Source organism: Arthrobacter livingstonensis (genome assembly GCF_003219815.1).
GTDB lineage: Bacteria > Actinomycetota > Actinomycetes > Actinomycetales > Micrococcaceae > Specibacter > Specibacter livingstonensis.
Genome location: NZ_QJVD01000005.1, coordinates 196001 through 215391, shown reverse-complemented (window position 1 = coordinate 215391; position 19391 = coordinate 196001). Strand labels below are relative to the sequence as shown.

General features: G+C 66.7%; 17 protein-coding genes. 10 read left to right on the top strand and 7 right to left on the bottom strand.

Translation table 11 applies throughout. The features are described 5' to 3' along the window. The first annotated feature begins 38 nt into the window (after nucleotides 1-38). From CVV68_RS06810 to purN, 4 genes are all read left to right on the top strand, one after another. Complete coding sequence (locus tag CVV68_RS06810) at nucleotides 39-1739, top strand: acyl-CoA dehydrogenase family protein (protein ID WP_110500247.1); 1701 nt, start codon at nucleotides 39-41, stop codon at nucleotides 1737-1739. A 415-nt stretch (nucleotides 1740-2154) separates the two neighbouring features. Beyond that, nucleotides 2155-2358 (top strand): cold-shock protein, encoded by a 204-nt coding sequence (locus tag CVV68_RS06805; protein WP_038467205.1) that lies wholly within the window; start codon nucleotides 2155-2157, stop codon nucleotides 2356-2358. Nucleotides 2359-2557: 199 nt separating this feature from the next. Beyond that, nucleotides 2558-3868: a cell division protein PerM gene (locus tag CVV68_RS06800; protein WP_110500246.1), complete on the top strand. Its 1311-nt coding sequence runs from the start codon at nucleotides 2558-2560 to the stop codon at nucleotides 3866-3868. A 34-nt stretch (nucleotides 3869-3902) separates the two neighbouring features. Then, nucleotides 3903-4466 (top strand): phosphoribosylglycinamide formyltransferase, encoded by a 564-nt coding sequence (purN, locus tag CVV68_RS06795; RefSeq protein WP_110500245.1) that lies wholly within the window; start codon nucleotides 3903-3905, stop codon nucleotides 4464-4466. 105 nt (nucleotides 4467-4571) lie between these two features. Here purN and CVV68_RS06790 read toward each other — a convergent pair whose 3' ends face one another. From CVV68_RS06790 to murQ, 5 genes are all read right to left on the bottom strand, one after another. Then, nucleotides 4572-5195 carry a DedA family protein gene (locus tag CVV68_RS06790; RefSeq protein WP_110500244.1) on the bottom strand — a complete coding sequence of 208 codons (624 nt, stop codon included), beginning with the start codon at nucleotides 5193-5195 and terminating at the stop codon, nucleotides 4572-4574. Nucleotides 5196-5324: 129 nt separating this feature from the next. After that, nucleotides 5325-5627 carry a hypothetical protein gene (locus CVV68_RS06785; protein ID WP_110500243.1) on the bottom strand — a complete coding sequence of 101 codons (303 nt, stop codon included), beginning with the start codon at nucleotides 5625-5627 and terminating at the stop codon, nucleotides 5325-5327. A gap of 139 nt (nucleotides 5628-5766) precedes the next feature. Beyond that, the gene (locus CVV68_RS06780) at nucleotides 5767-7119 is read right to left on the bottom strand and encodes an MFS transporter (protein ID WP_110500242.1); all 1353 of its coding nucleotides are present in this window, start codon (nucleotides 7117-7119) and stop codon (nucleotides 5767-5769) included. Between the two features lie 15 nt (nucleotides 7120-7134). After that, nucleotides 7135-8211, bottom strand: a complete 1077-nt coding sequence (locus tag CVV68_RS06775) for a serine hydrolase domain-containing protein (RefSeq protein WP_110500241.1) — start codon at nucleotides 8209-8211, stop codon at nucleotides 7135-7137. 23 nt (nucleotides 8212-8234) lie between these two features. Then, nucleotides 8235-9278 (bottom strand): N-acetylmuramic acid 6-phosphate etherase, encoded by a 1044-nt coding sequence (murQ, locus tag CVV68_RS06770; protein ID WP_245933389.1) that lies wholly within the window; start codon nucleotides 9276-9278, stop codon nucleotides 8235-8237. Between the two features lie 130 nt (nucleotides 9279-9408). Between murQ and CVV68_RS06765 the strand changes: the two genes are divergently transcribed. Further along, nucleotides 9409-10293, top strand: coding sequence for a MurR/RpiR family transcriptional regulator (locus tag CVV68_RS06765; protein WP_110500239.1), 885 nt, complete (start codon nucleotides 9409-9411; stop codon nucleotides 10291-10293). A 317-nt stretch (nucleotides 10294-10610) separates the two neighbouring features. On the opposite strand, the gene CVV68_RS06760 is transcribed toward CVV68_RS06765, so the two are convergent. Continuing rightward, a complete protein-coding gene (locus tag CVV68_RS06760; RefSeq protein WP_110500238.1) occupies nucleotides 10611-12248 on the bottom strand; it encodes a glycoside hydrolase family 3 protein in 1638 nt (545 codons plus the stop codon). Between the two features lie 75 nt (nucleotides 12249-12323). Between CVV68_RS06760 and purH the strand changes: the two genes are divergently transcribed. From purH to CVV68_RS06745, 3 genes are all read left to right on the top strand, one after another. After that, entirely contained in the window at nucleotides 12324-13991 is a 1668-nt protein-coding gene (gene purH / locus CVV68_RS06755) for a bifunctional phosphoribosylaminoimidazolecarboxamide formyltransferase/IMP cyclohydrolase (RefSeq protein ID WP_110500237.1), read from the top strand. A gap of 301 nt (nucleotides 13992-14292) precedes the next feature. Further along, nucleotides 14293-14472 carry a hypothetical protein gene (locus CVV68_RS06750; protein ID WP_110500236.1) on the top strand — a complete coding sequence of 60 codons (180 nt, stop codon included), beginning with the start codon at nucleotides 14293-14295 and terminating at the stop codon, nucleotides 14470-14472. A gap of 9 nt (nucleotides 14473-14481) precedes the next feature. After that, nucleotides 14482-14895, top strand: a complete 414-nt coding sequence (locus CVV68_RS06745) for a hypothetical protein (RefSeq protein WP_110500235.1) — start codon at nucleotides 14482-14484, stop codon at nucleotides 14893-14895. An 84-nt stretch (nucleotides 14896-14979) separates the two neighbouring features. Here CVV68_RS06745 and CVV68_RS06740 read toward each other — a convergent pair whose 3' ends face one another. Further along, nucleotides 14980-15486, bottom strand: a complete 507-nt coding sequence (locus CVV68_RS06740) for a ferritin (protein WP_110500234.1) — start codon at nucleotides 15484-15486, stop codon at nucleotides 14980-14982. 171 nt (nucleotides 15487-15657) lie between these two features. Here CVV68_RS06740 and CVV68_RS06735 point away from each other — a divergent pair, with 171 nt between their 5' ends. Together CVV68_RS06735 and CVV68_RS06730 are read left to right on the top strand one after the other, a co-directional pair. Further along, nucleotides 15658-17877, top strand: coding sequence for an NADP-dependent isocitrate dehydrogenase (locus tag CVV68_RS06735; RefSeq protein ID WP_110500233.1), 2220 nt, complete (start codon nucleotides 15658-15660; stop codon nucleotides 17875-17877). A 252-nt stretch (nucleotides 17878-18129) separates the two neighbouring features. Further along, entirely contained in the window at nucleotides 18130-19347 is a 1218-nt protein-coding gene (locus CVV68_RS06730; protein WP_245933388.1) for a branched-chain amino acid ABC transporter substrate-binding protein, read from the top strand. The last annotated feature ends 44 nt before the right edge of the window (nucleotides 19348-19391 follow it).

Here is a 19391-nt window from a genome sequence, read left to right as displayed (position 1 = left end):
CCTGTGGGTGCAGGACGGCGGCAGCGTAGCCTGTAGCCATGACCGTCGATGAAGCCGGCACCGCAGCCGCACCGAGAGAACCACTGGCCACCGCCCCGGCCAGCTATCCCACCCATCAGGTGTTCAACCAGCCGCCGCCGCGCACGGACGTCAACGAGTACACGGCGAACCTCCCGCTCATGGAGTATCTGCGCAGCATTGGTGGGGCAGCCGCAACGGCGACGTCGCAGCTTGAGGCGGTGGGCGCCGTCGTCGGTTCGGCGCAGTTTCAGGACGACGCCCGGCTGGCGCACAAGTACCCACCGGTCCTCCGCACGCACAGCAAATACGGCCAGCGGATCGACGAGGTGGAGTACCACCCCTCGTACCACCGGATCGTCGGGCAGGCGGTGGCTGCGGGTGCGCACACGTCCGCCTGGGCCGCGCCGGGGGCAGGGGCAAACGCCGCCCGGTCCGCGGCGTTCATGCTGTTTGCGCAGGTGGAGCCCGGCCACGCCTGCCCCATTTCCATGAGCCATGCCGCGGTGGAGCCGCTTCGGCTGAACCCGGAACTGGCCGGGGAGTGGCTGCCGCGGCTGTACTCCAGGGAGTATTCGCCGGAGCTGGCAGCGGGCAAGCCCGGAGCCCTGTTCGGCATGGCGATGACCGAGAAGCAGGGCGGCTCCGACGTGCGTGCCAACACCACCCGGGCCGTTCCCTTTGACGGCCACCACCTGCTGACGGGTCACAAGTGGTTTTGCTCCGCGCCCATGTCCGACGCGTTCCTGGTCTTGGCCCAGGACGGGGAAGGAGTCGGGCTCGGCTGCTTCCTGGTGCCGCGGGTCCTGCCGGGCGCGGCCGGCGACCGCAACCCGTTCCTGATCCAGCGGCTGAAGGACAAGGCGGGGAACCGGTCCAATGCCTCGGGCGAGGTGGAGTTCGCGAACACGCACGGCTGGCGGATCGGCGAACCCGGCCGGGGCGTGCGCGCCATCATGGGCATGGTGGCGCAAACGCGGCTGGACTGTGTTCTTGGCACGGCGGCGGGCATGCGCCAGTCCGTGGCGGAGGCCGTGTGGCACGCCCGCCACCGCAGCGCGTTTGGCGCCCGTCTGGTCGACCAGCCGGCCATGGGCAATGTGCTGGCGGACCTTGCCTTGGAGTCGGAGGCCGCCACTGCCGTGGGCATGCGCCTCTCCCGCGCCTTTGACGACGACGCCGGTCCCTCCGAACGTGCATTCCGCCGCCTCGCCACGGCCGTCACTAAATACTGGGTGTGCAAGCGCGGGCCGAACCACGCCTATGAGGCCATGGAATGCCTGGGCGGCAACGGCTACATCGAGGATTTCCCGCTGGCCATGCGCTACCGGGAGCAGCCGGTCATGGCGATCTGGGAGGGCACCGGGAACGTGATTGCACTGGACGTTCTGCGGGCCATGGGCACGGATCCGGAATCCGTGGACGCATTCTTTGCCGAGCTGCGAGCAGCCTCCGGGGCGGATGAGCTGTTCGACTCCTTCGCGGCAGGGCTTAAGGAGGCAGTGGCCCCTGTCAGGGCGGCACCTGCGGATTTTGCCGGCGTGGCACGGACACTGGTGGAGAAGATGGCGCTGGCGTTGCAGGCGTCGTTGCTGATCCGGTACGCGCCGCCCGCGGTGGCGGACGCGTTTGTCGTCTCCCGGCTGGGACCGGACCGCTGCTTCAACTACGGCAACCTCCCGCCGTCGTCCGACTTCCCGGGAATACTGGGCCGGGCCTAGCTGGCGGCCGGGTGCACAGTGCCGGTGGCTTGATCCGCATTTAGGGCGCCGGGAGTGCACTTTCGGCGAATGAGCATGGTCCGCGCTCCGGCGTCGAACATTAAGCCCCAATGAACTTAAAGTGCCCTTTGAGTGACGCATCACGTTGGAGAGCGCCGAAAACCCCTAGAATTCAGCGGTTTATCCCACCAGATTGATGAACGGACTCCGGAGAGTGACGCACCTCTCATCGATTACTGGCATTCGGCATTTAGATATGTATACTTGGACGTAGTTGTAGTGTTGCGTTTTTTGTAGTTGAAGCGACGCGGCCCCTCGGGGTTACGTCGCTTTTCTGGAGAAGCGGACTTACACCGTAAAAATAGGAGGCCCGAAGGTCGGGCGGAATCTCCAACTTCAGAAGGAAACAGAAATAATGGCAACAGGTACCGTCAAGTGGTTCAACGCTGAAAAGGGCTTCGGCTTCATCTCTCCCGATGACCAGAGCCAGGATGTTTTCGCGCACTACTCCGCGATCAACTCCTCGGGCTACCGCTCCCTCGAAGAGAACCAGAAGGTCTCTTTCGATGTTGAGCAGGGTCCGAAGGGTCCTCAGGCAGTCAACATCCAGGCCATCTAATTCTAAAGTAACCGTGCGGGCAACCGCGCAACCTCTTTAGTCCATAGGGCTGGAGCGAATAGGGTTCGGGATTCCGGGCCCTATTCGTCGTTAACGCTGTTTTTCACCGCCAGGCCCGACGGCACCCGGCCGCCCGCTTCAGCCTTCCATCGGCGCTTCTCACGGGCTTGCGCGGTTCCGTGTGGCACCATGGAAGACGATGAATACGAAAGCGGCCCGGGGCCAACGCGACGGACTGCCCATGCCGCTGGGACTGCAGGGGGCCTTTGAGGCCGCGCAGGTCTTTGTCATTTCCGCCCTGGTGATCGTTGTGCCGCTGGCTGCCGTCTGGTTTTCCGGCGGTTTTGCTGAAAAGGACATGTCCGTCATCGCCCGGCTGGCCGGACAGGCTTGGCTGGTCATGCACGGGGTTCCGCTCCACCTGAGCGTCACGAACGGCCCCAGCTCCGCCTCCGTGGAAACCGGCACCTTCAACCTGCTGCCGCTGGGCCTGGTGCTCATTCCCTTTTTCCTGTCCTGGCGTGCCGGGCGGCGCCTGGCCCGGGCTTCCTACACCGACCAGTTGTGGCAGCCGCTGTTTGGCGCCATCGTGGTGTACGCCGCAGCGGGCCTGGCCACCGGCTTTGTCTGCAGCATCCCCGGTGTGGAGGCGCCGCTGCTGCCCAGCATGCTGCTGCCCGTCATTCCCGCCGGCCTGGGCCTGGTGGTGGGGGCCCGGCGCGAGGCCGGTTCATGGGGGCGGTTGATTGGCGTTAACGCGGCCGACTGGATAGCCAAGACCAGCCAGGACCAGCGCTGGGCCGGCTCCTACGCCTGGACCGTGGTGCGCTCGGGCTTTGTGGCCCTGGTTGCTGCGTTGTCGCTTTCCTCGCTGCTGCTGGCCGTCAACATCGCCGCCCGCTGGACCGACGTGATCGGCGTGTACCAGGGCCTGCGCGCAGGTGCCCTCGGTGGCGCCGCCCTGACCCTGGGCCAGCTCGGGTTTGTGCCCAACCTGGCCGCGTGGTCCCTGGCCTGGTCCAGCGGCGCCGGCTTTAACCTGGGGGTGGGCTCCACCGTCACACCGCTGGGAACCGCCGTCGCTCCCGTGCCGCCCATTCCGCTGCTGGCAGCGCTGCCCGCCGGAAACCTGGGCTGGGGCTTCGCCGCCATGGTCATTCCCGTGCTGGGCGGGCTGCTGGCCGGCTGGTTCTTCGTTCGTGCCGGCGAGAACCACTTTGACGAGTGGCTCTCGCTTAAGGTCCGCCGGCGCTGGCTGTCCCTCCCCGGCTCCACTTTGTTCCTGGGCGTGGCTGCCGGGGTCGTGGCGGCAGTCCTGTCCGGCATCCTGTTCTGGCTCTCCGGCGGCTCCATCGGCCTGGGCCGGCTCACCGAGGTGGGGCCAAACCCTCTCACGGCGGCGCTCTGGCTCGGCGCGGAGGTGGGGGCCGGCGTCGTGCTTGGATCCCTGGCAGGACCGTGGCTGGAAGCGGACCGGGCCCAAGTTCCCCTCGTGAAACGCGGCGAATAGGGCCCGCGCGGCGCGTGCCCCTAAAATTGGGGGCATGCGCATAGTTGTTTTGGTTTCCGGGACAGGGTCCAACCTGCAGGCCGTCATTGATGCCGTTGCCGCAGGGGAGCTGGCCGTGGAGATTGCCGCGGTGGGCGCCGACCGGCCCGGCACCTTCGGCATTGAACGTTCCGCCGCCGCCGGCCTGGAGACGTTTGAGGTGAACTTCAAGGAGTACGCCTCGCGGGCCGAATGGGATGCCGCGCTGCGCGACGCCGTGGCCGTGCACCAGCCGGACTACGTGGTTTCCAGCGGGTTCATGCGCATTGTCTCGGCGTCGTTCATCGAAGCCTTCAACGGCCGCTACGTCAACACGCACCCGGCCCTGCTGCCGTCGTTCCCCGGCGCCCACGGCGTGCGCGACGCACTTGCGTACGGCGTGAAGGTCACCGGCTGCACCGTCCACTTTGCCGACGCCGGCGTGGACACCGGCCCCATCATCGCCCAAACTCCGGTACCAGTGCTGGACGGGGACACGGAGGAATCGCTGCACGGGCGCATCAAGGTGGCCGAACGCGAACTGCTCATCAAGGTCCTCGGGGACCTGGCCCGCGCCTGACCTGCGCAACTGTGTTGCAGTTGTTGGACGGATTTCACCGAAAACGGGTGGTTTCCGTCCAAGTGCTGCAACATGGAATCTTGGCGCGCAGCCTGGAGCTTTTTCCTAAGGTCCGACGCCGGCCCCGGGCCTTGGGTTCTTCCGGTCCAGCAGGAACGTGGAGACCTTGCCCATGAGCCAGCCCAGTGCAATCGACGCGACGATGGCGATGATGACGGCGGCCAGCGTGGACAGGCCCGGGAAGAACCGGGTGCCCATGCCCACGCCCACCGAATACAGCGACCACACCACGGCCGACGCCAGGGAAAACCCCGTGAATGTGCGCAGGGGGTAACCCGCCACGGTGGCGGCAATGTTGGAGGAGAGCCTGCCCAGCGGGATGAACCGTGAGGTCAAGATGAAGATGTAGGGCCGCTCACGCAGCCGCCGGGTGGCGGAGTCCACCGCCCGCTGGCGCCGGGGTCCACGCGTGCTGCCCCAGCGCGTCTGGCCGAACAGCCGCGTCAGCGCATAGGTGCCAAGGTCCCCGGCCATCGCCCCGGCCATCATGGCTGCCACCAGCAGCAGGGCGTTCGGTCCGCCGTCGAGTCCGGCCACTGCGCCGAGAGCAACAAAGGCGGTGGTGCTCGGGATGGGCGGGATCTGTGCCGAGAGCATCACCATCACCGCGCCGACCGGGTACAACCACAGGCTGCCCAGGATGGTGGTGGAATCTGACGCCAAATCCATGCACGGCCTTCTCTTGGACGGGTGGCGGGGCGAATTGCCCGGCACCCGTCCAGTTTACGGTGCGGCTGCCGGCTGTCGGGCCGTGGACGGGGCGCCGGGGCGCTGCGCCGGGGGCCAGCGCCGGGGCGGCTAGCTGCGCTTGCGGCCCAGCAGAAATGAGGCCGCGGCGGTGGCGGCGGTGACCGTGTACACGGCCGGCCAGGCACCCATCTTCTTCGCCAGCGGGTGGGACGCGCCGAAGGCCAGCACATAGGCGGCTGTCAGGGCGGCGGCCGTTCCGGTGCCCGCGTTCTTCCTCCAGGCCAGGAACGCGGCCGTGCCGGCAACGGCGAGGACGGCGCCACCCAGCTGGCGGTTCTTCGTGGCGCGGGCGGTCTGGAAGCCGCCGATCAGGCCGGTGGTGGTGAAGATGGTGGGCAGCAGCGAACTCATGGTTCTCCTTGAAAAGTGAAACGGGATTCCGGCCCAGGATACCGGCCCAAGGTGGGCAAAGGCTGACAGGACCGGGTGCCCGAAGGGGGGGGTCCGTCGTCGCGCTTGGGGCAGGGGCTGTGCACGGGGCGTTTGGCCCTTAGTGCAACGCAGCGCCCTTCGTCTCGGGAGCTGAGACGGCCATCCAGACCACGGCCAGCAGCACCAGCGCGCCGGTCAGGGCAAACGTGAGCGGCAGGCCCAGCACCGGCCACAGCAGCGAACCGAAAATGAGCGGCACCAGGCCGGCGCCGACGCGTGAAACGGTGGACGCCCAACCAAATCCCGTGGCGCGCAGGTGCGTGGGGTAGAGCTCGGAAACGTAGGTATAGAGCACGGGGATGGCCACCTGGACCACAAAGCCGAACACCAGCAGCCACAGCTGGGCGGCGGCCGGGGCGTCCAGGACCAGCGCGAAGATGACCAGCGACAGCGCCGCGCCGGGGCCCGTCACGGCCAGGATCCATTTCCGTCCCACTCGCTCCACGAGCAGCGCCGCGGCCACCACTCCGAGGAAGCCGATCGCCGTCATCGAGGCCGTAGCCATAAAGGCCTTGTTTTGTGCGTAGCCTGTGGCCACCAGGATGGACGGCATCCACGTCAAGGCGCCGTAATACACCAGCAGGATGGTCAGGAACAACGACCACGCAATACCCGTGATGCGCCAGTTAAAGCGCCATAGTCCCGCCAGCTGGTCGCGGACCTTGCCCAGCGACAGCTTGGGTACATCGGCTGGATCCGGGAGTTTCCATGGTCCCACCACGGCACTCGTGCGGCTGATCAGCTCATCAATGACGGCTTTCGCCTGCTCCGGCCGCCCCGCCCGCACCAGAAACAGCGGCGACTCCGGGACGTGCGTGCGCACCCAGAACACGAGCAGCGCCGGCAGCACCAGGACCAGCAGCAGCAGGCGCCAGTTCCCGAACTGCGCCATCAACACCGCAGAGACCACGCCGCACAGCGACGCGCCGATGGGCCACCACGCGTCCATGGCCGTCAGCACCCGGCCGCGGTGTTTGCGCGGCGTGAACTCGCCCACCAGCGCGTAGTCCACCGGGATGCACCCGCCCAGCCCAAAACCGGCCACGAAGCGGAACACGCAAAACAGCACCATGTCGTTGGAGAAGGCGCCCAGCACCGTAAAGAGGGAGAAGATCAGAAGCGTCAGTGTGAACGCCGTCTTGCGCCCGATCACGTCGGCGATGGAACCCCACACAAACGCGCCCACGGCCATGCCGATCAGGTTCGCCGTGCCGATCCAGGCCGCCTGCCCGGGCGCCAGCCCCCACTCCTTTGACAACAGCGGAATGAGGAAACCGTTGAGCGTCACGTCCCAGGCGTCGAACATGAAGCCGAGCCCGCCAATGAGGAAGATGCTGCCCTGCACGCGCCACCGCCACGGCAGTTCCTGAACCACCGCATCGCCGGTGATCATTGCCGTGTTCGTGCCCATGGTGCCTGTCCCTGGTTAGTTCGAGTCATTTTTACCAGAATAGACGACGTCGGACATGGCCTTGCGCAGCCCCGTTGCGTCATCCCCGTCGCGGCTGGGGCTGACGCGGTTGGTGAGCAGCGCAATGGTGATGCCGTTTTCCCTGTCGATCAGTAGCGAGGTGCCTGTAAAGCCGCCGTGGCCCCGGGCCTCCCTGCCGTGCGTGCCCATCCACGGCTGCTGGTTGATGCGCAGCCCCAGTCCGTGGCCAAAGCCCGGATCGCGGGGGTTGAAATTGTTGCCCAGCATGTCGGGAAGCTGGCTGCTCCACATCTCGCTGGCGAGGCCGGGGGAGAGGACTCCTTCCAGGCCGGTGCGAAGGGCCTCGCCAAAGCGGGCCAGGCCCTCCGCGGTGGCAAACATGCCGGCATTGCCGCTGAGCCCGCCCAGCGACCATGCCGCCTCGTCGTGCACGACGCCCCGGACCAGGCCGCGGCCCAGCGCCGCCTGGTTCTCGGTCGGCGCACACTTGGCCGGTTCCGGTGTTCCGGTGATGCCGTCCGTGCCGAGCCTGGACAGCACCTTGTCTGCAACGAGGGACGCCCACGGTTGCCCCGCCACGTGCTCGGCCAGCGCCATGGCCGTATTGAATCCGGCGCAGGAATACTCGAACCGGGTTCCGGGTGCGGCTTCCAAGTCCGTGCCGAGGAGGTCGTTGACCAGAGCGGCGCGGTCAAAGGGCCGGCCTTCGCGCAGCGCACGCTCCCAGCCGCGCCACTCCGAGGGCAGGCCGGAGGTGTGCGTGAGCAGCTGCCGCAGCGTGACCCGCGACTTCTCCCCGCGCCCGTACGCTGGCAGCCTTTCCCCGATGGGGGCATCCAGCTCCAGCACGCCGCCGTCCACCAGGGACAGCATGGTGACGGCGGTGAACAGCTTGGTCACGGAGGCCAGGTCGAAAAACGTCCCCGGCGTTGCCGTCCCTGCCGTCAGCACCGGCAGTGCCTGCCCCTCAAGCACGACGGCGCAGCTTGCCGCGGGTGCCACGCCGTCCGTGACTGCCTGGTCCAGAAGGCGTTGTATTTCTGTGCTCGGGTGTGGGTGGGTGGCAGGCATGGGTGGGCTCCCGGCGTCGTACTTCAGTGGGTTCCGGTGGTGGAGTTGGCGCTGATGGCGGCCGGCAGGAAGCCGTTGTTCTCCTCGAGCAGCTCAATGGCCCGGGTTGCCGGCAGTCCCGTCATGATGGCCAGGATCGCGGCCTTCACGTGGCCGCCGGTGGCCTCGAGGGTGGCGGTCGCCGTGGCGGAGTCGCAGTCCGTGGCGCGCATCAGGGTGCGTTCGCTGCGTGCCCGGAGCTTGGCGTTGGTGGCGCGGAGGTCCACCATGAAGTTCTTGTACGTCTTGCCGAGCCGGACCATGGTGAGGGTGCTGATCATGTTCAGGACCAGTTTCTGGCAGGTGCCGGCCTTCAGCCTCGTGGAGCCGGCGAGGATTTCCGGGCCGACCACAATCTCCAGGGCCGTGTCGGCGGCGTTGCCCAGGGGTGAGCTTTCGTTGCAGGCGAAGCCCACCGTGTAGGCGCCGTGCTGGCGCGCGGCCGTGACGGCGGCGATGACGTAGGGGGTGCGGCCGGAGGCGGCCATCCCGATCACGGAGTCGTTTTTGGTCAGCTTGAGGGCTGCCATGTCCCGTTGCGCGGCCTCCCCGCTGTCCTCGGCATTTTCGACGGCCTGGTTGACGGCTGTGCTGCCGCCGGCGATCACGCCCACCACTTTTGAGGGGTCGGTGCCGAAGGTGGGTGGGCACTCGCTGGCGTCCAGGATGCCCACGCGCCCGGGGGTGCCCGCGCCCACGTAGATGAGGCGGCCGCCGGCCTGCATCCGCGTGGCGACCTGGTCGATGATGGCGGCGATGGTGGGGACGTGCCGTTGGATGGTGGCGGGGACCAGCGCGTCCTCGGTGTTCATGGCCGCGGCGAGCTCCGTGGTGGTGAGGGCGGCCAGATCCGGGTAGTGGGGATTGGCGGACTCGGTGACCAGTGTGGCGAGCTCGGAACGGAGGGCCACAGTGGCGTCCGCGGGAGTGCCGCGTACGGTGTTCACGGCGGCGTCCGTTGGGGAGTCCGTTGGCGCGTCCGTGGGGGTGGACGGGGCGTTCCTCGAGGCGTTCATGGGGGTGGTCAAGGCGGGCCTTCCCTGCAGCTCTGGATGCGGCCGGTAATTTGGATTCCAGCCGTCTATAACGATTGTAAATTATTTACGAATTTGTGGCGCGGCACCCATAGACTTGGGTGAAATTTGCCAGGAGGATTCGTTGAGCATTCAGTCAGTCATCCACGCCAAACGGGCATCACTGACGCCCGCGGCCATGCGCGTGGCCGACGTCATCATCGCCGATCCCTCCGTGGTCCTGACGCACACTGTGACGGAATTGGCGCGGCTGGGCTCTACCTCGGACCCCTCCGTGGTCCGGTTTTGCCGCTCCATCGGCCTGACCGGGTATGCGCAATTGCGCCTGGCCATGGCCACGGAGCTGGGCCGTGAAGGTGCGGCCGCCGCCGAGGCCCGGGACCCCGGGTTTGGGGACGACATCAGCCCGGGCGCCAGCCTGGCGGACATGGTGGACCGGATACGCTTTTCCGAGGTGCTGGGCCTTGAGGAAACCACCAAGAACCTGGATTTGACCGTGCTTGAACGGGCCGTGGGCTTGATTGCGGCGGCCCGGCGCATCAATGTGTACGGCGTGGGCGCCGGGGCCGTGGTGGCCGAGGACCTGCGCTACAAGCTGTTCCGCATTGGACTGAACGTTTCTGCCTTTGGCAATGCGGACAACGCCCTCATGGGTGCGTCGCTGATGACGGCCGCCGACGTCGCCGTCGTGTTCTCGCACGGCGGGAAGACGGCCTCAGTCGTGGAATTCCTCCGGCTGGCGCGGGCGGCCGGGGCGCCGACCCTGCTGGTGACCAACGCACCCGAGTCTCCGGCCGGCGCCGACGCTGCGCTGTGCCTGGCCACGATGGTGCGTGAGACGGCATTCCGGGCCGGGGCCATGGCGTCGCGAATTTCCCAGCTGGCGGTGGTCGACTGCCTGTTCGTGGCCGTGGCCCAGCGCCAGTACGACCGCTCAGTGGCCGCCCTTGGCGCCACCCACCAGGCGGTCACCGGCCCGGGCGCGGACACGGGCACCTCCCGCGCCTGACCCTGGCACGTCGCTTATGTGCAGGGTTCGGCCTGAATGTTGCGCAGGGGCTGCGGCTGCTTCGCGCATCCGCAGGGCCGGGGTCCGGAGGTTGCGCATAAGCTACTCCGCGCAAGATTCGGGCTGAGTCGTGCGCATGCGGAAACTTCACGTTCCGTGGGCGCAGCACGCGTGTGCGGTCTTGCGCATACGTTAAGCCACTTTCGTCATGCGCGACACTCGTGGCTGGCCCGGCGCATGGGGAAACTGAACTCTAGGAATGCGCACGGGGCGGGCGTGGTGGCGCGCATGTGTGATCCGCAAGGGAGCGGCGGGTTTTAGCTGCCAGGGGTGAGGAGGCTGACCACGGCTTCCGCGCTGACACGGCTGAATCCATGGCAATGGATGGTGGTCAACGCGGTGCCGGTTGCGGTCCCCGGGGCCGGTGCCAGGCCGGCGTTGATGCACAGCGCCCGGGGTGCGACGGCGGCCACCGCGGCAAGAGTTGCCTGCTGGTCCGGTGACAAGAGTGAATCAACAATGACGAGTACTGATTCCCCTCGTGAGGCGGCGGCGGAAACCAGATCGGACAGGTCCTCCGGGCTTAGCAGGGACACTGCCGGCACGAAGACCTGGTAGTCCTCCAGCAAGGCTGTGGCTATGAAATTTTCCGTGGGTCCGGCCGCCATGTTGTGCCCTGTGCGGGCGTCGAGCAGCGTGACCACCGCGTCGGGGCCGCCCAGCGAGACGGCGCCGGATCCCCGGTCCACGCGGCAGGCACGGGCGGCGACATCCACCCAATCCGCGCTGTCCAGGCCGTCGGAGCCGCCCGCGCTGTCAGCCAACGCGTCATCGGGGACGCCCTGGGACCACTGCGCAAACGCCGCAACCCGCCCGGCCGCGCGGCGCAGTACGGACACCGGCAGGCGCCCGGAGGAAACGGCGTCGAACACAGCGCCAAACACCTCGGCATAGCAGGATTCGTCGTCGAGGCCCGAGGTGTAGGCGTTGAGCGGGTTGCCCACGCAGAGCAGGTCCGCCCCGGCCAGCAGGGCCAGGACGGCGCCTTCACCTGGTCCGACGGTGGCGCGGACGGCAGCCATGTCCAACGCGTCGGTGATCAGCAGCCCCTCAAATCCAAGGTCCCGCAGGAGCGCCCCGGCGCGGGGGTTCAGGGTGGCCGGCGCGCTGCCCAGCTCCGGGACGATGATGTGCGCGCTCATCACGGCGGCCACCCCGGCGTCGAACGCGGCCTGGAACGGCGGCAGGTGGTGTTCGCGAAGCTGCTCCAGGGTCAGCTCCACCCGGGCCACGTCCAGGTGCGAGTCCGCCACGGTGTCGCCATGGCCGGGGAAGTGCTTGGCGCAGGCGCCGACCCGCTGCGACTGGATCCCGGCCAAGGCGGCCGCGGTGTGCACGCTGACCAGCTCCGTGGAGGAACCAAAGGCGCGCACGCCGATCACCGGGTTCAGGGGGTTCGTGTTCACATCCGCCACGGGGGCAATGGCCAGGTTCACCCCGGCGGCCCGGCAGAGGCGGCCGATCGCGCGGCCGGCGGCGGCCGTCACCGCCGGGTCGTCCAGCGTGCCAAGCACCGCCGCACCGGGGATGGTGGAACCGTCGCGCGCCTGCAGGCGGGTGACGTTCCCGCCCTCTTCGTCCACGCCGACGACGGCGGACGGGTTGGCTTCCCGGATGGCGGCAGAGAGCGCCGCCACCTGTTCGGGGGCGTCGGGGTCGATGTTGTGACTGAAGTACACCACGCCCGCCAGCCCGTTGCGCAGTGCCCGGTCCAGCCACTCCGGCACCGTGGTGCCCACGAAGCCGGGCCAGATGACGGAATTGACCAGGCGCGGCAGCTCCGCCGGCACGCCGGCGGACAGCTCTGGCGGCTGCTCGGCGGACGGGCCGGACACCGGGGCCGCAGCGCCGGCCGGGTCCACAACGGGCGCGGGGGAGTGATCTCGGGGAGTCATGGCTGAAAGCCTACCGATTGGTAGTGGCATAAACTCAATGTGTCGCCATCATCGACCAACCCCTGGAGAAATTCTGTGACCAGCTCTTTTAACCGTGTTCCCATCCGCCGGGCCCTGATCTCGGTCTACGACAAAACCGGTCTGGAGGAGTTGGCCATCGGCCTGCACGCCGCCGGTGTTTCAATCGTTTCCACCGGTTCCACCGCCGCCAGGATTGCGGCCGCGGGCGTCCCCGTGACCGAGGTTTCCGAGCTGACCGGATTTCCCGAGGCCCTCGACGGCCGCGTCAAGACGCTGCACCCCATGGTCCACGCCGGCATCCTGGCCGACCGCCGCCTGCCGGACCACGTCCGCCAGCTGGAGGAACTGCACGTGGAGCCCTTCGACCTGGTGGTGGTGAACCTGTATCCGTTCGTGGACACCGTGAAGTCCGGTGCCGAACAGGACGCCGTCGTGGAGCAGATCGACATTGGCGGACCGTCCATGGTGCGCGCCGCAGCCAAGAACCACCCGTCCGTGGCCGTGGTGGTGGACCCCGCCAAGTACGCCGATGTGGTGCTTGCCGCAGCCGAGGGCGGCTTCACCCTGGTGGCCCGCCAGCGCCTGGCCGCCGCCGCCTTTGCCCACACGGCAGCGTACGACAACGCCGTGGCCGCCTGGACGTCCGCCCAGTTCCTGGACGAGGACGGCGACGGCGTCATCGACTGGCCGTCCTACGCAGGCTACTCGCTGGAACGCTCCGAGGTGCTGCGCTACGGCGAAAACCCGCACCAGCAGGCCGCGCTCTATGTCGACAAGGCAGCCCCGTCGGGCATCGCCCAGGCCGACCAGCTGCACGGCAAGGCCATGAGCTATAACAACTTTGTCGACGCCGACGCCGCGCTTCGCGCCGCTTTCGACTTCGATGGCCCGGCCGTTGCCGTGGTCAAGCATGCCAACCCCTGCGGTGTCGCGGTTGCGTCCGTGGACGCAGAGGACCCCATCGCGGACGCCCACCGCAAGGCCCACGCCTGTGATCCCGTCTCCGCCTACGGTGGCGTGATTGCCGCCAACCGCACGGTGACCGCCGGCATGGCCCGGACCGTGAAGGACATCTTCACCGAAGTTGTCATCGCCCCGGATTTTGAGCCCGAAGCTGTGGAGATCCTCTCCAAGAAGAAGAACATCCGCCTGCTCGCATTGCCGGAGGGCTACGGCCGCTACCCGGCCGAGGTCCGCCAGGTCTCCGGCGGAATGCTGGTGCAGATGGCCGACCGGATCGACGCCGACGGCGACGATCCCGCCAACTGGACGCTCGCCGGCGGCCCCGCCGCCGATGACGCGACGCTGGCCGAGCTCGCCTTCGCCTGGACCGCAGTGCGCGCCGCCAAGTCCAACGCGATCCTCCTTGCCAACAACGGCGCCACCGTCGGCATCGGCATGGGCCAGGTCAACCGGGTCGACTCCTGCAAGCTGGCCGTGGAGCGCGCCAACACGCTCGGCGTTGCCGTGGCCTCCACCGTTGACGCCGCCGGCGGCGCCGCGGGTGCCAAGGGCGCCGTCTCCGAGAAGCGCTCGGTCGGTTCCGTCGCTGCGTCCGACGCGTTCTTCCCCTTTGCCGACGGCCTGCAGATACTGCTCGACGCCGGCGTCCGCGCCGTGGTCCAGCCCGGCGGGTCCATCCGCGACGAGGAAGTCATCGCCGCCGCCAACGCCGCTGGAGTCACCATGTACTTCACCGGCTCCCGCCACTTCTTCCACTAGGAAAAAGCACGACGACGGCGGGTCGCCATCAGCTGGCCCGCCGCCGTCCGTTAACCGACGCCGTATCACCTTTGGTCCCTTTTGGGGGGACGCGGTATCAGCTTTGGTGCCTTATCGGCGAACGCCGTATCGCCGGGTGGGGCGGCGTTTGGGAACCACTGGCCAAAGGTGAAACGGCCTTGTGAAGGCGACACCCCGTCGTCGTACTTTAAGCGCGCAAATGGTGGGCAAATGCCGCCCGGGATGGCATGGTTGGCTGAACGGAACACGGGGGCAGCAATCATGCAGGGGGAGTGGAACCATGTCGGGTGCAGTGTGGGTAGTGGTGGCAGTGGGCGTGTTTGCGCTCGTCATCGTGGCGATGGTGGTGCTGCTGGTCGTGGGGCGGCTGCGCGGGAGGGTGCCGGACCCGGACGCGGGACCGCCGGAATTCGTCCCGCACCCGCGCGGCGAATCCATTCCGCCCACCGGTTCACGGTAGGCCGGGGCCATGCTCCATTTTGATGACGCCCCGGTCCCTTTCCCGCCCGATGCGGCGCCGGGCAATGGTGTGCAGGGCGACTTTGTGCCAGGAAGTCCGACCGGAGGCGGTCTGGGCGGCTGGCTGGAGAGCGTACTGTTTTCAGGCTCGTTCTTTGCCGTGTTCTTCATTGTGGTGGCGGTGCTGATTGCCGCGGGCATCGTGACCACCGTGGTCATGCTGCTCCGGGGCAAGGGGCGTCGATACGTCATGATGTCCGTGGACGACGACGGCACCATGCGGCCCGTGGCGATGCGCGGCATGGGCATCGGTCGGAATGCGGGGCTGGACATGCACAATGCGGCGCACCAGCAGGCCGTTCAGCAGGCGATGCAGCGAAACCAGCAGATGACCAACCAGCAGCAGTTCCCGCCGGGGACGTAGCCACACAACGGGGACGTCGCCACACAACGAAAAGGGGCGGATCACCGCGGTGGCCCGCCCCTTCAAATTTCTCTCCTGTAAGCCTTACTCTGCGGCGCCGGGAACTCGAGTGCCAAGCTCTGCATCCAGGCGAAGCAGGCCGTTGCCGTCTTCGCCAATGAGCTGCACGCGGCCAATGATCTCCGAGACCGTGGACTCTTCCTCAAGCTGCTCGCTGATGAACCAGGTCAGCAGCGGCAGGGCGTCAATGTCGCCCTCCTCCTGCGCCAGCCGGTACAGGCCTCGGATGGATTCGGAAACCTTCTCCTCGTTGGCCAGGGCCGCCTTGAACGCGTCCAGGACGGTCGCGATTTCCAGCCCCGGGGCCGGCATGGCCGCAATCTTTGGGTGCGCGTCCCGGTCCGTCATGTGGCTGATGAACTTGTGGGCGTGCACCAGCTCCTCGTCGGACTGGGCGAAGAACCACTGGGAGATGCCCGGCAGGTCCTGGACATCCATTTCAATGGCGAGCTGCCGGTAGACAACGGCCGCCTCGAATTCCATGGTCACTTGGGCATTGATGGCTTTTTCTAGTTTTCCGGTGAGCTTCATGGTTCCACGCTACTGATTGTCAACGCTTCTGTCAGCTTCCCCGGTCACATGGCGGGGCCCCCGCCCCGGCCGATACCCGGCAAAGCGACCCGTTCGGGTAAGTTGGAGGGGAACGAAATCGAAAGCAATTTCGCAGATATCCGTAGAATTTTCGTAGGAGACGCCTCACCCATGGCAAAGATTATCTACACCCACACCGACGAAGCGCCCATGCTGGCCACGTATTCACTCCTGCCGATCGTCCAGGCGTTTGCCTCGACCGCAGGCGTCGACATCGAAACCCGCGACATTTCGCTCTCCGGCCGCATCATCTCCGTCTTTGGCGACTACCTCGCCGAGGACCAGCGGATCGAGGATGCGCTGGCCGAGCTTGGCGCCCTGGCCAAGGACCCGGATGCCAACATCATCAAGCTGCCGAACATCAGTGCCTCCATCCCGCAGCTGAAGGCGGCCATCACCGAACTTCAGGGCCAGGGCTTTGCGCTTCCGGACTACCCGGACGACCCCTCCACCGACGAGGAAAAGGACGTCCGCGCCCGCTACGACAAGATCAAGGGCAGCGCCGTGAACCCGGTGCTGCGTGAAGGCAACTCAGACCGCCGCGCCCCGCTGTCGGTGAAAAACTACGCCAGGGCCAACCCGCACAGCATGGGTGCCTGGAGTGCCGATTCCAAGACCAACGTGGCCACCATGGCCGAGGGCGACTTCCGCCACAACGAGAAGTCCGTGGTCATTGCCAAGGACGACAAGGTCAAGATCCAGTTTGTCGCTTCCGACGGCACCGTGGGTGTGCTCAAGGATTACTTCCCGGTCCTGGCGGACGAGATCATTGACGGCACGCTCATGAGCGCCGCCGCCCTGGACAAGTTCCTGGCCGCCCAGGTGGCCCGCGCCAAGGGCGAAGGCATCCTGCTCTCCGCGCACCTTAAGGCCACCATGATGAAGGTTTCGGACCCCATCATCTTCGGCCACGTCGTCAAGGCCTATTTCCCGGAGCTGTTTGCCAACTATGGCGACGCCCTGGCCAAGGCCGGCCTCAGCCCCGCCAACGGCCTGGCGTCCATCCTTAACGGCCTGGACGCACTGCCCGCCGACGTCCGTGAGGGCATCCAGGCAGCCATCAAGAAAGGGTACGACGACGGCCCCGCCCTGGCCATGGTCGATTCCGACAAGGGCATCACCAATCTCCACGTCCCCTCCGACGTCATTGTGGACGCCTCCATGCCCGCCATGATCCGCACCTCCGGCCATATGTGGGGCGCCGACAACCAGGAGCACGACACCCTCGCCGTCCTGCCTGACAGCAGCTACGCGGGCGTCTACCAGGTGACCATTGACGACTGCCGCGCCCACGGCGCGTTTGACCCGACCACCATGGGCACGGTCCCCAATGTGGGCCTCATGGCCCAGGCTGCCGAGGAATACGGCAGCCACGACAAGACCTTTGAGATCAGCGAAACCGGCACGGTGCAGATCGTCAACTCCGCCGGCGACGTCCTCATTGAGCACAATGTCGACGCCGGCGACATCTGGCGCGCCTGCCAGGTCAAGGACATTCCCGTCCGCGACTGGGTCAAGCTGGCCGTCACACGGGCCCGCGCATCGGCCACCCCTGCCGTGTTCTGGCTGGATGAAACCCGCGCCCACGACGCCAACCTCATTCGGAACGTCACCGAATACCTCAAGGACCACGACACCGAGGGCCTGGACATTCGGATCATGTCACCGGAGAAGGCCACCGCCTTCACCCTGGAACGCATCCGCCGCGGCGAAGACACCATCTCCGTCACCGGCAATGTGCTGCGCGACTACCTGACCGACCTGTTCCCGATCCTGGAACTGGGCACCAGCGCCAAGATGCTTTCCGTGGTCCCGCTGATCGCGGGCGGCGGACTGTTTGAGACCGGCGCCGGCGGCTCCGCCCCGAAGCACATCCAGCAGCTCATCAAGGAAAACCACTTGCGCTGGGACAGTTTGGGCGAGTTCCTGGCACTGGCCGTCAGCTTTGAGCACCTGGCCGTCTCCAAGGGCAACGCCCGGGCACAGATCCTGGCCGACACCCTTGACCGCGCAACCGGCACCTTCCTGCTGGAGAACAAGTCCCCGAAGCGCAAGGTCGGCGAGATCGACAACCGCGGCAGCCACTTCCACCTGGCCAAGTTCTGGGCCAGGGAACTCGCCGCCCAGACGGCCGACGCCGAGCTGGCAGCCGCCTTTGCCGCTGTCGCTGCGGACCTGACGGACAACGAGGAAACCATCATTTCCGAGATGCTCGCCGTGCAGGGATCGCCGGTTGACCTGGGCGGCTACTACCGCACGGATCCAGCCAAGGTTGCCGCCATCATGCGCCCGTCCGCCACGCTGAACAAGGCCATCGACACGCTCAGCTGACATCCGGCCGCCGGCAACAATTTAAATCCGCCTCCCACAGGAGGCGGGTTTTTATTGTCCCTGGGCGCCGCCGTCGTACCGTTCGCCGCAAAATCTTCTTCTGTTATCAGATCTTTACGCTAAATGTGTCCCTCGCCACATTTGGCAGGGTAATGTCAGTTCTCGTGAAGAGCAAGGAAATCCGGGGACGAAGACGTCCGCCGGTCCTTGCGACATAGCCCGGAAGGCGAATCTATGTACCGTAAGAAAGTCATGACGACTCTCGCAGCTGCCGCAACCCTTGGCATGCTCATGGCAGGTTGCGCCAATCAGGCTGCACCGGAAAGCAGCAGCAGCGCCGGCGGGGGAGGCTCCACCGCCGTCAACATTCCCGCATTGACCTCGATTGAAACCCCGAAGGATGCGGTGCTCCCCGCAGGCGACGGCAAGGCCACCTGCGCGGCTACCACCACGCTGGCGTACATCGGCGCGGAAACCGGCGCCAACGCACAGCTCGGCATCAACATCTTCAACGGCGTCCAGCTGGCAATCGACCAGCACAACAAGGCCAACGCCGGCTGCCAGGTGCAGTTCAAGAAGTTTGACACCGAAGGCGACCCGAACAAGGCCACCGGCCCCGTCACGCAGGCCACGAAGGAAGCCGGCATCATCGGCGTCGTCGGCCTGCCGTTCTCCGGCGAGTCCAAGGCCACGGGCAACATCTTCGAACAGCAGAAGCTGGTCCACATCACCCCTGCGGCCACGAACCCGACACTGACCGACAACGGTTGGACCACGTTCTTCCGTGGCCTGGGCAACGACGCTGTCCAGGGACCGGCGGCCGCGAAATTCATCACCGGCAAGCTTGGCGCCAAGAAGGTCTACCTCGTTCAGGATGATTCCGACTACGGCATCGGCCTGGGCAAGACCACCTCGGACGGCTTGGGGTCGGCCCTGATCGGCACGGACAAGGTGACCACCGGCCAGAAGGACTTCTCGGCAACGATCTCCAAGATCATGAACTCCAAGGCCGACGCGGTGTTCTACTCGGGCTACTACGCTGAAGGCGCCCCCTTCGACCAGCAGCTGGTGGCCAAGGGCTTCACCGGAACGTTCATCGGCCCGGACGGGCTCAAGGATGACCAGTTCATCAAGCAGGCCGGCGATGCGTCCTCCAACGCATTCTTCACCTGCCCGTGCATTCCCGGTGAATTGATCCCCACCTTCGAATCCGCCTACAAGGCCGCCAACAACATGGAACCCGGGACGTACTCCATTGAGGGCTATGACGCCGCCACCGTGCTCCTGGCGGGCATTGACGCCGGCAACCAGGACCGGGCCAAGCTCCTTAGCTGGGTCAAGAGCTACGACAAGGACGGCCTGAGCAAGCACTACAAGTGGAATGACAAGGGCGAACTCCAGGCCCCGACCGTCTACGGCTACAAGGTTGAAAACGGCAAGATCGTTCCGATCGGCGCCATCGGCGAGTGATCTGAGCGCAGCTGGCTGTGGGATCGGGGACCCCCGGCCCACAG